Source organism: Halochromatium roseum, from assembly GCF_016653315.1.
Taxonomy (GTDB): domain Bacteria; phylum Pseudomonadota; class Gammaproteobacteria; order Chromatiales; family Chromatiaceae; genus Lamprobacter; species Lamprobacter roseus.
On the sequence record NZ_NHSH01000054.1, the window covers coordinates 113,341 to 123,966 of the forward strand.

7 protein-coding genes and 1 pseudogene are annotated in these 10,626 nt (G+C 63.0%); 2 read left to right on the forward strand and 6 right to left on the reverse strand.

Annotated features, from left to right (window positions below; all coding sequences use genetic code 11):
• Window positions 1-45: 45 nt before the first annotated feature.
• The 6 genes and pseudogenes from CCR96_RS11245 to metG all read right to left on the reverse strand — a co-directional run.
• Window positions 46-1,851: an amino acid ABC transporter ATP-binding/permease protein gene (locus CCR96_RS11245; protein WP_201220217.1), complete on the reverse strand. Its 1,806-nt coding sequence runs from the start codon at window positions 1,849-1,851 to the stop codon at window positions 46-48.
• A 125-nt stretch (window positions 1,852-1,976) separates the two neighbouring features.
• Window positions 1,977-3,743, reverse strand: coding sequence for a thiol reductant ABC exporter subunit CydD (cydD, locus tag CCR96_RS11250; protein ID WP_242518935.1), 1,767 nt, complete (start codon window positions 3,741-3,743; stop codon window positions 1,977-1,979).
• Window positions 3,744-3,755: 12 nt separating this feature from the next.
• Window positions 3,756-4,301 (reverse strand): lipocalin family protein, encoded by a 546-nt coding sequence (locus CCR96_RS11255; RefSeq protein WP_201220218.1) that lies wholly within the window; start codon window positions 4,299-4,301, stop codon window positions 3,756-3,758.
• On the reverse strand, window positions 4,301-4,963 hold the full coding sequence (locus CCR96_RS11260; protein WP_201220219.1) for a DUF6134 family protein: 663 nt from the start codon (window positions 4,961-4,963) through the stop codon (window positions 4,301-4,303). The genes CCR96_RS11255 and CCR96_RS11260 overlap by 1 nt, the downstream gene beginning before the upstream one ends.
• Before the next feature lie 72 nt (window positions 4,964-5,035).
• Complete coding sequence (locus tag CCR96_RS11265) at window positions 5,036-5,824, reverse strand: DUF1295 domain-containing protein (RefSeq protein WP_201220220.1); 789 nt, start codon at window positions 5,822-5,824, stop codon at window positions 5,036-5,038.
• 86 nt (window positions 5,825-5,910) lie between these two features.
• A pseudogene (metG, locus tag CCR96_RS11270) lies at window positions 5,911-7,587 on the reverse strand (methionine--tRNA ligase); the annotation flags it as partial.
• 234 nt (window positions 7,588-7,821) lie between these two features.
• Here metG and apbC point away from each other — a divergent pair.
• Window positions 7,822-8,913, forward strand: a complete 1,092-nt coding sequence (apbC, locus tag CCR96_RS11275; RefSeq protein ID WP_201220221.1) for an iron-sulfur cluster carrier protein ApbC — start codon at window positions 7,822-7,824, stop codon at window positions 8,911-8,913.
• 192 nt (window positions 8,914-9,105) lie between these two features.
• Entirely contained in the window at window positions 9,106-10,344 is a 1,239-nt protein-coding gene (locus CCR96_RS11280) for a tyrosine-type recombinase/integrase (RefSeq protein WP_201220222.1), read from the forward strand.
• The last annotated feature ends 282 nt before the right edge of the window (window positions 10,345-10,626 follow it).

Below are 10,626 nucleotides of genomic sequence, written 5' to 3' on the forward strand. Positions count from 1 at the left end.
CAGCACAGCAGATGCAGATCTCAATTCCGAGCTGGCAATGAGCGCTTAGGCGTCGAGATCCAAGTCTAGCCCTAGCAGGCGCGGGTAGATCGGCGCTTTGAGCAGTTCGCCGTGGGTGCCGCGCTCGACGACGCGGCCCTGATCGAGCACCAGGATCTCATCCATCTGCGCCAGCGCGACGGGCCGATGGGTGATCAGCAGGACGGTGCGTCCCTCCATGAGCCGTTGCACGGCATCCATCAGCGCGCGCTCGGTAACCGCATCGAGGCCCTCGGTGGGCTCATCGAGGAGCAGGATCGGCGCATCACGGAGTAGCGCGCGGGCGATGGCGATGCGTCGCGCCTGGCCACCCGAGAGCCGCACGCCGGTCTCGCCAACCCAGGTGTCATAACCCTCGGGCAGTTCGGCGATAAAGTCGTGGATCTGGGCTGTCGCGCAGGCCTGCTCAAGCAGCCCTTGAGAGGCATCCGGCGCGGCGATTAGGAGGTTCTCACGGATGCTGGTATCGAACAGGTGCGTGTGCTGCGAGACCAAGGCGATGCGGCTGCGCAGGTCTTCGCCGGGGAACTGTTCTATAGGTATCCCGCCGAGCCGGATAGAGCCGGACTCGGGTGCCCAAAAGCGCAGTAGCAGGTTAAACAACGTGGTCTTGCCGGAGCCAGTGGCACCGACGATGGCGACCCGCCGGCCCGGTGGCAGCTCGAGATCGATGCCGTCGAGCGTTGGGCGCTCCCGGGCCGAGTCGGCATGGATGCCCGCATCTGCGCTTGATCCGGTGCCGGAGTGATCCTTCAGGCTGCTCTTGCTAGGGTAAGCAAAACGCAGTCCCTCGATCACCAGCCCGCTGTCTTTCGGTTGCTGCGCGGGGCCGGTTGGCTCCGGCACCGCCGGCTCGGTGTCGACAATCGCGAACAGCCGGCGTGCTGCGGTCAGTGTCGATTCGAGCTGTTGGAAGGCCATTGGCAGGGGGGCAACGGCCTCGAAGGTCGCGAGCGAGAATAGTGCGAGCATCGCTAGCTGCGGTGGCGCCAGGCTGCCGTCATGCACCAGCGGGATGCCGAGCCAGAGCATGCCCCAGAGGGTGAGATTGGCGGTGAGGCCAGTCGCGGCTTGGGCAATACCGGTGAGCTGACTCATGCGCTCCTGCTCGGCGACCAGCGCCCGGCTGAGCGCGTCCAGATGCCGGGCGTGGCTGTCGGCAGCCCCATAGATCAGCAGCTCGGACAACCCCTGAGTGCCGTCGATGCCGGCCTGGCGCAGCTCCGCCTGGATCTCGACGATGCGCCGCCCGGGCCGTTTGCCGAGCCGATGACCAGCCCAGGGCAGGGCGACGCCAGCGATCAGCAGCATCACCAGCAACAGCTGCGCGAGCCCGAGATCGAATATCGCGGTGAAGAGGAAGAATGCGACTCCAGCGGTGAGCGCGACCAGCACGGGCACCAACACGCGCACATAGAGGTTATCCAGCGCGTCGATATCGGCGCGGATACGGGTCAGTAGATCGGCGCTGTGATACTCCATCAGCCGCGCCGGGGCCAGCGGCTCCAGATGCCGATAGAACCAGACCCGCAGCCCGGCGAGTTGGCGCAGCGTGGCCTCGTGCGTGATCAGACGCTCGAAATAGCGCCCAGCGGTGCGGCCGATGGCGCTGGCGCGGATCAGTGCGGCCGGGGCGAAATAGTTCATCGCGACCCCAGCCGCGCCAGCGACCGCCATCGCGGTGATGAACCAGCCCGAGATTGCCATCAGCGCGACATTCGCCAGCAACGTGATCAGGGCCACGGCGAAGCCGCCCAGCATCCAGCCACGATAGGGCTGAAACAGCTGCCAGAGACGGATGAGCTCAGACATGCCGAGATTCTCCTTGCCACTCAGGCGTGAAAACGAAATCAGCCACGGCGGTCAGTTAAGGCGGTTAGCCAGGGCGGTCAGCCATCTTGCTGGGTTGATCGCGATGGGGCTGGGGCTGGCCATGCTCATACCGCAGTCGGTTCCAGCAGGCGCACCATCTGCCGATAGGGGCCATCGCGCTCGATCAGCTCGGCATGAGAGCCGGATTCGACGATGCGCCCACCGTCGATGACCAGGATGCGATCGGCATTGCGCACCGTGCTCAACCGATGCGCGATCACCAGCATTGAGCGGCCCTCGGCGAGCTGGTCGAGCGCCCGCTGCACCAAAGCCTCGCTGGCAGGGTCGAGGCTGGCGGTCGCCTCATCGAGGATCACCAGTCGGGCATCACGCAAGAAGGCGCGCGCTAGGGCAACGCGCTGGATCTGGCCGCCGGAGAGCCCGGCGCCACGCTCGCCGACCGTCGTCTCATAGCCGCGTGGCAGCCGATCGATGAACTCGGCGGCCTGCGCGCGCTCGGCGGCTTGGCGCACCTCGGCAAGGCTCGCATCAGCTAGACCGAGGCGGATGTTGTCAGCGATCGTGCCCTGGAACAGCCGCGGCTGTTGGGGGAGCCAAGCGAGCCGCCGGCGCCAGTCGTCGATCGCTAGCGCATTGAGGTCTTCGCCATCGATGCTGATGCGACCTGCCTCTGGCCGGATGAAGCCGAGCAAGAGGTTTGCGACCGTCGTCTTGCCGGCACCGCTCGGCCCAACCAGGGCGACACGCTCGCCGGGCTTGATCTCGAGCTCTGCGCCAGCGAGCGCGGGTCGACCTGGCTCATAACTGAACGAGACGTCCTCGAAGCGGATGTGCAGCGGGCTGTCCGCGCTCAGGCGGGCACGCTGTTGTGGGGGTGCCGGCAGTTCGGTATCCATCACCGCGACCAGGCGCTCGGCGGCGGCGATCGCCTCCATTCGCCCATGATAGTGGGTGCCGAGATTGCGCAGCGGCGCATAGAACTCGGGCGCTAGCAGCAGGATGAAGAAGCCGGTGACGAAGCTGATCTCCGGTGGCGCGATCAGATCTGGGATCGGCAGGTCCAGCTGATAGAGTCGGAAGCCGATGAAGACCGCGATGATGGCAATGCCCAGGGTCGAGAACAGCTCGAGCACCGCCGAGGTCAAGAAAGCGACGCGCAGGACGCGCATGGTGCTGGCGCGATAGTCATCGGAGATGCGCGCGATCACCTCGGCCTCGCGCCGGCTGGCGTTGAACAGCTTCAGCGTCGTCATGCCCTGGATGACATCGAGGAAATGCGCGCCCATGCGGGCTAGCTCCTTCCAGAGCTGCTGATTCAGCCGCTCGACGCCGCTGCCGATCAGGATCATGAACACCGGGATCAATGGCGCGGTCACCAGCATGATCAGCGCCGAGAGCCAGTCCAGCGGTAGCACCACGATCAGGATCGCCAGCGGGATCAGCGCGGTCAGCGACATCGCCGGCAGATAGCGTGAGTAGTAGGCCTCGACGGCTTCGATGCCACGGGTCAGATCCTCGGCGATGGCGCCGCTGCGCTGTCCGGCCATCCAGGCCGGGCCAGCGGCCTGGATATGGCGATAAAGCCGATCGCGCAGACTGATCTTGACCTGCGCCGCGGCACGGAAGGCGCTCTGCTCCGAGGCCCAGGCGATGCCTGCGCGCACCGCGAAGAGCACGAGCAGGGGCCAGAGCCAGGGCGCAACCTTGGCTAAGCCGACGTCATCAAAGACCACTGCATTGATAATCCGGGCGAGCAGCCAGGCCTGCAGGATCAGCAGCACCCCGTTACCGAGGCCCAGTCCGACCGAAAGCCGCAGCCAGCGCGAGGCAAGCGGCTTCTGGTCATCCAGCAGGGTGCGGGGAGCAGTCAAACTCGAGCCTGCTCAACCGCGCTGTTGGGGCACGCGTTGCAGCTTGTTCGGATCGTAGCCGACGCTCTTGATGAAGGCCTTCATCTCCTCGAATTCCGCATCGCTGAAGTCGGGCGTTCTCGACATCACCCACACATAGTCACGTTTTGCGCGCCCAATCACCGTGGTCTGATAGTCGTCATCGAGATAGATGATGCGGAAGTCGGCCTTGATCGGCCAGATGAACTGCATCCCCCAGCGAGCGTTGGTCGTCGTATCGAGCACGAAGCCCTTCGGATGATGGACCTTCTGCGGGCCGTCAAAGGCATCCTGATTAAAGGTGAAGGTGGTGGCGATGGTGCCATCGGGATTCAGCGCATAGGACTCGACGGCATTGTGCGCGCCCTTCTCGACGAAGGTTGGGATGTTCGCGACCACATACCAATCGCCCATGAAATGCGCTAGGTCAACTCGATCGACCGTCTTCATCGGTTCGCCTCCAGTTTCGATACAGCCGCTGAGCAGACTGAGGATGCCAGCCGCGAGCAGCAGTCGCAGCGCCAGTGGGAATCGACGCATCAGAGTCTCCGGTAGATCAGTTGAGCACCTTTGCCCGTATCGCTGGCGAGCCGCACCCAGCCCAGCTCGTCGTTATACCAGAGGTTGATGGTCAGTTCGTCGGTGACCAGTTCGAAACGGGTCGCCTCGACCTCGCTGCCGTTGACGGCGACCTGCTCTGCTCCGCGCCGTTGCACGCTGACTGCTTCGAGCTCTCCAGTTTGTGGATTCAGGAGCTTGGGCTGCTGCAGGATGGCTGAGTCCCAGTAGGCAAAGGTCTTGACGCAGCCATCGAATTGTTCGACCTCCTCGCCGCGATCAACGCGGAAGCCATTGTTGACCGCCGAGCCGTCGATCTTATAGCGGGTGCCATTGTCATCGGTGGTCGAGCTGAGTCGTTGCAGGCAGCCGTTGCGAAACAGCTCGTTGCTCTGGTGGCGATAACGGTAGGCGGTGATGAATAGGAAATCGACCTCGAATTCGGCCTGGCTGGTGACCCGTTGTTGATCGCCGCTGACATCGATATCAAAGCGATGCTCGCCGATCGGTCTGTCGTCGAGCAGGACCTCGAAGCGAAAGGTCTGATCGACCGACGCGCTTGCTGAGAAGCCGGTCAGGGTTAAAGGTAAGGCCAGTGCCAAGAGACCGCCGACGAGGGCAGGCCGGACGCGTTGATTGAACATCGGGAGGCTCCAGGAGACAGCATGATCGTGAAACAAGCGCCTTATTGCCCGGCTGGTGACTCACTATGGGCGTCAGTTGCCGTTTGGATAAGCGCGCGGTGGTCCAGGGAAAAAGGCATTGGTTCGGCGGATATAGTCTCGATAAGCGGGTCTGCGCTCGGCAATGTCTGTTTCCAACAGTGCAACCCCTGAAACCCGCAGCAATAACAGCGTCACTAGGACCGGCCCCAGGAGGCTCCACCAGGCCCCGGCGGCAAAGGCGAGCAGGTAGAAGCCCCACCAGATACAGGCCTCGCCAAAGTAGTTCGGGTGGCGTGTATAGCGCCACAGGCCCCGGTCGAGCACCTGCCCTTGGCTCAGCGGATGGGCCTTGAAGGCGGCGAGCTGTTGATCGCCGATGGCTTCGAAACCGAATCCGATGAGCCAGAGCAGCACGCCCAGATAGTCGAGCCAGCCGAGTGGCGCCGAGCCGAGGATGCCACCGAGCAGCGGCAGTGAGATCACCCAGGCCAAGATCGCCTGCAACCCAAACACCAGATAGAGACTCTTGAACCAGAATCCAGGCTCGTGCTCGGCGCGCATCGCCTGGTAGCGACGGTCTTCTGCTTGGCCCCTGTTGCGCAGGGTAATGAATACCGAGAGCCGGGTGGCCCAGACCGTGACCAGGAACAGCAGGATGTACGCACGCGCCGCGAGCGTTGGCGCCCAAGTGATGTAGACCATCGTCAGCACAAGAAAGAACAGCGACCAGAGGCTGTCGACCAGGCTCACATTGCGCGCTGGGATGCTGATCAGCCAAGCGCTGATGGCGAGCGCGAGGACGACGGCAAGGCCCGCGGCGTAGATGTTGAGGTCAAACATGCTGCCGTTGTGCTCCGGCGGTGAGAAGACGTTGCGAATCGGTCAGCGAGTCTGGGTTGAGGACAGGTCTGGACTGGGGGTCAGTGTGCACTCGCTGTTGCCAGATCCTCTTTCGAGGCCTCGAGCATGGCCTGGATATGCGCTGGCTCGATGCGCGTCATCAGTGGCTTGAACTTGGCGATCTTCTGGTCAAGCAGCGGCGTGGCGAGCGCGTTCCAGGTCAGCGGCTCGATCCGCAAGAACTGCTCGGCAGCCTCCGCGGTGCCGGGCAGGATCGGCTTCAGCCAGCCGATCAGCAGCCGGAATAGGTTCAGTCCTTGAGTGCAGATGCCCTGCAGCTCGGCCTCACGTCCCTCCTGTTTGGCGACGACCCAGGGCGCCTGCTCGTCGATGTACTGATTGGCGCGATCGGCCAGCGTCATGATCTCGCGCACCGCGCGACTGTATTCGCGCGCCTCGAAGGCCGCGGCGATCGGGCCGTTGGCGGCGACGAAGGTCTCGAACAGCGCGCGGTCGGGCAGTTCAGCCGCGAGCCGGCCGTCGAAGCGCTTGGTGATAAAGCCTGCGGTACGGCTGGCGATGTTGACCACCTTGCCGACCAGGTCCGAGTTCACCCGCGCCTGGAAGTCATCCAGGCTGAGATCGATGTCGTCGACACCGGCGCTGAGCTTGGCGGCGAAGTAGTAGCGCAGGTACTCGGGGTTGAGGTGCTCCAAATAGGTCCGCGCCTTGATGAAGGTGCCGCGCGACTTCGACATCTTCTGGCCGTCGACGGTCAGGAAACCATGCGCAAAGACCGCGGTTGGGGGGCGGAAGCCAGCGCCGTGTAGCATCGCCGGCCAGAACAGCGCATGGAAATAGATGATGTCCTTGCCGATGAAGTGATAGACCTCGGCGCTGCTGTCGGGCGCCCAGTAGTGGTTGAAGTCGAGCCCCGCGGCCTGGCCTTTGGCGCTGTCGCAGAGGTGCTGGAAGCTGGCCATGTAACCGATCGGGGCGTCGAGCCAGACGTAGAAGAACTTGCCGGGGTGGTCCGGGATCTCGAAGCCGAAGTAGGGCGCGTCGCGGGAGATGTCCCACTCCTGCAGCCCGGCATCGAACCATTCGTCGAGCTTGTTGGCGACCTGCCCCTGCAGGCTGCCGCCACGGGTCCAGGCCTTGAGCATGGGCTCGAAATCGGCCAGGCGGAAGAAATAGTGCTCGGAGCTGCGCTGCTCGGGCACGGCGCCGGAGACCGCCGAGCGTGGATTTTTCAGCTCGGCGGGCGAGTAACTGGCGCCGCAGGCCTCGCAGTTGTCGCCGTATTGGTCGGCTGCACCGCACTTTGGGCACTCGCCTTTGATGAACCGATCCGGCAGGAACATCTGCTCGAGCGGATCATAGGCCTGCTCGATCGTTCGCTTGGCGATATGACCTGCGTCGCGATTGCGCTCGTAGATGAGGGTCGCGAAGTGGCGGTTCTCGTCGGAATGGGTCGAGTGGTAGTTGTCGAAGGCAACGCGGAAGCCGGCGAAATCGGCGCGATGCTCTTCGGCGACGCGAGCGATCAGTGCCTCTGGGGTGATGCCTTCCTGGCGCGCCTTGAGCATGATCGGCGTGCCATGGGCGTCGTCAGCGCAGACGTACCAGCAGTTCTCGCCGCGCATCTTCTGGAAGCGCGTCCAGATGTCGGTCTGGATATACTCCACCAGGTGGCCGATATGGATCGGGCCATTGGCGTAGGGGAGTGCGCTGGTGACCAGGATGTCGCGGGCTTGAGTCATTGCGGAGGGCTCTGGGGTTAGAGGGTTTAGTGCACTACGCAGCTTCGTTAGTTTATCAAGCAGCGCTGAGCAGATCGTCAAGCAGGCTTGAATTAGCGAATGCTGATACCAGTTCGAGTGCCAGCGACGGGGCCGGCTGATCAAGCTCGATTTGAGCAAGGTTCGGTACCCGCATCCTACAGAATCATGCCAGCCCGCGGGCCACCGCGATCGCCAAAGACAACGGAGTTCTCCATGACCGAAGTGACCAAAGAGACTGTTGAAGCCGCCATCAAGGGCTACACCGAGCCGCATCTGGGCCGGGACTTGGTCTCCGCCAACTGCATCAAGGGTGTCGAGATCGAGGGTGACCAGGTTAAGGTGAAGGTGCTGCTTGGCTTTCCAGCGGATGGGGTCAAGCAAGCGATCGCTGATGCAGTCAAGGCGCAGGTTGAGGGCATGGATGGCGTCAGCATGGCGCAGGTCGATGTCGGCTGGCAGGTCAAGGCGCACTCGGTGCAGAAATCGCTGAAGCCGATCGACAGCGTCAAGAACATTATTGCCGTGGCCTCCGGCAAGGGCGGCGTGGGTAAATCCACCACCGCGGTCAACCTGGCGCTGGCACTGGCCGCCGAAGGCGCCAAGGTCGGTATCCTCGACGCCGACATCTACGGCCCGTCGCAGCCGCGCATGCTCGGCGTCTCCGGCAAGCCGGAATCCAAGGATGGCAAGAGCCTTGAACCGATGGTCAGCCACGGCGTGCAAACCATGTCGATCGGCTTCCTGATCGAGGAAGAGACGCCGATGATCTGGCGCGGCCCCATGGTCACCCAGGCGCTCGAGCAGCTGCTGAACGATACCAACTGGTCGGAGCTCGATTATCTGGTTATCGACCTACCGCCAGGCACCGGTGATACCCAGCTGACGCTGGCGCAGAAGGTGCCGGTCTCGGGCGCTGTCATCGTCACCACGCCGCAGGATATCGCCCTACTGGACGCGCGCAAGGGCTTGAAGATGTTCCAGAAGGTCGAGGTGCCGGTGCTTGGCATCGTCGAGAACATGAGCATCCACATCTGCTCCAAGTGCGGGCATGAAGAGCACATCTTCGGCCAGGGTGGCGGCGAGAACATGTCGCAGCAGTATGGTGTTGACATGCTCGGCTCGCTCCCGCTCGATATCCAAATCCGCGAGGAGACCGATGGCGGCAAGCCGACGGTGGTCGCCGATCCGGAATCGCGCATCAGCGAGCTCTATCGTGAGATCGCCCGCAAGACCGCCGCCAAGCTCTCGCTGCAGGCGAAGGACTATGCGGCCAAGTTCCCGCGGATTGTGATCCAGAACAACTAGACGCTACACACGTCACCGCACCCCACCACTGCAAGCCGCTGAGAGATCAGCGGCTTTGCTTTTTTCACTCCGCTGATTTGCGTTCCTGATCCGCTGGGCTACACTGCTTCTTGAGTATTGTCCGGGTACCCTCAACGCCACCTCCCGAAAATCGGGAATGGGCAGGTACTCACATCACCATGAGCAGGCCCTATGCCCCGGAAGACCGCGATCCCGCTGACTCGCTCGCGCATCGAGCGCCTTCGCCACGACCCGCAAGGCCCGCAGCAGCAGTTCCTGTGGGACGCTCAGGTACCCGGTCTTGGTGTCATGATCCAGGCGACCGGGTTCAAGAGCTACGTCGTCCGCTACCGCCTGCAGGGTGTCGCGCGTCGAATGACGATCGCGCAGGTCGGCGCCATCAGCCTAGATGCCGCCCGCGAGCTGGCCCGTCGTGCCACCGAGCAGGCCCTGGCCGGTACCGATCCGCTCAAGGCCAAGCGCGAGCGCCCGGAGCGACCCGTCACGCTCGCCGATCTGCACCAGCGCTACACCGCGACGGTGTATTTCAAATCCCGCAGCGATGACTTTCAGCGCAACTTTCAATCGACCATGCGCCGCTATGTGCTGCCGTCGCTCGGCGGTAAGGCGCTGGTCGAGATCAATCGCGCCGATGTCCGCGCCATCGTTGACCGACTGATCGACCAGGGAAAGGAGGGCATGGCCAAGGGCGCCCTGACCCATCTACGTGTCTTGTTTGGTCACGCCATTGATCTCGAGCTACTCCAGTTCTCACCGGCCGACAGGATCAAGCTGCAGCTGACCGGCACTGGCCGGCGCGAGTTCTGGCTGCAGAGCGCTGAGGAGCTGCGCCAAGCGTGGTACCTCCCGGCACGGCCCCAGGTCCGCGCCATGGTGCGATGGTGCCTGTTGACCGGCTGCCGTCGCGACGAGGCTCGCCTAGCGCACTGGCTACAGATCGCCGATGAGCCCGAGATCGGCGAAGTCTGGACGGTGACCGACACCAAAGCCGGGCGCCCGCTCGTGCTGCCTGTCACCAAGCCGATGCGCGAGGTACTGGATGAGATGCGCGCCACATTCCCCGGCGCCCCGTTCCTGTTTCCCGGCCTGACTGACAACCTGCAGCCGATTGCTCGCGGCTCATCCGACTGGGTGTTGCGCTCCAGCACTGGCGACGGCAGCAACGCCCGTCCGGGCTGGGGCTGGCACACGCTGCGGCACACCGTCGAGACCCACCTGGCGGAGCTGGGCATCAGCGCCGAGCATCGCGACCTCGTGTTGAATCACAAAGGCCGAGGTGGCGTCGGCGAGCGGTACCGGCATGGGCGCCAGCTTGACGCCAAGCGAGACGCCCTAGAGCGCTGGCATGACAGGATTTTTTCGCTGCTTTCAGCGTCGATTCAGAGCGCGATTCAGCCGCCTGATGTTTAGCAAATATATCGCAAATCTTTTGCAAATTGCTATATATATCAAATATTTAGGTTGACTGCGCCTGTTTGCCAGCGTATTTATACGTTTACTAGCGACAACCTGAGAGGTGAACGATGGGAAAAAAGGTGACACGGGACATGGACCTAGCATCGCTGGGTAGTGCTCTAGACGTGGTTTATCCGTAAAATCTGTAGAATAATATCGATATTTGCTTTTTATAAGGTTATTGTATGGCCGAGATCTCAGTGCTATGCCCGCAATGCGGTTCGGATCACGTCAAAA

What these genes read in the sequence shown, in the direction of transcription:
- CCR96_RS11245 (WP_201220217.1), bottom strand. Translation starts at nt 1,851, where the DNA reads ATGTCTGAGCTCATCCGTCTCTGGCAGCTGTTTCAGCCCTATCGTGGC.
- CCR96_RS11255 (WP_201220218.1), bottom strand. Translation starts at nt 4,301, where the DNA reads ATGCGTCGATTCCCACTGGCGCTGCGACTGCTGCTCGCGGCTGGCATC.
- CCR96_RS11260 (WP_201220219.1), bottom strand. Translation starts at nt 4,963, where the DNA reads ATGTTCAATCAACGCGTCCGGCCTGCCCTCGTCGGCGGTCTCTTGGCA.
- CCR96_RS11265 (WP_201220220.1), bottom strand. Translation starts at nt 5,824, where the DNA reads ATGTTTGACCTCAACATCTACGCCGCGGGCCTTGCCGTCGTCCTCGCG.
- apbC (WP_201220221.1), top strand. Translation starts at nt 7,822, where the DNA reads ATGACCGAAGTGACCAAAGAGACTGTTGAAGCCGCCATCAAGGGCTAC.
- CCR96_RS11280 (WP_201220222.1), top strand. Translation starts at nt 9,106, where the DNA reads ATGCCCCGGAAGACCGCGATCCCGCTGACTCGCTCGCGCATCGAGCGC.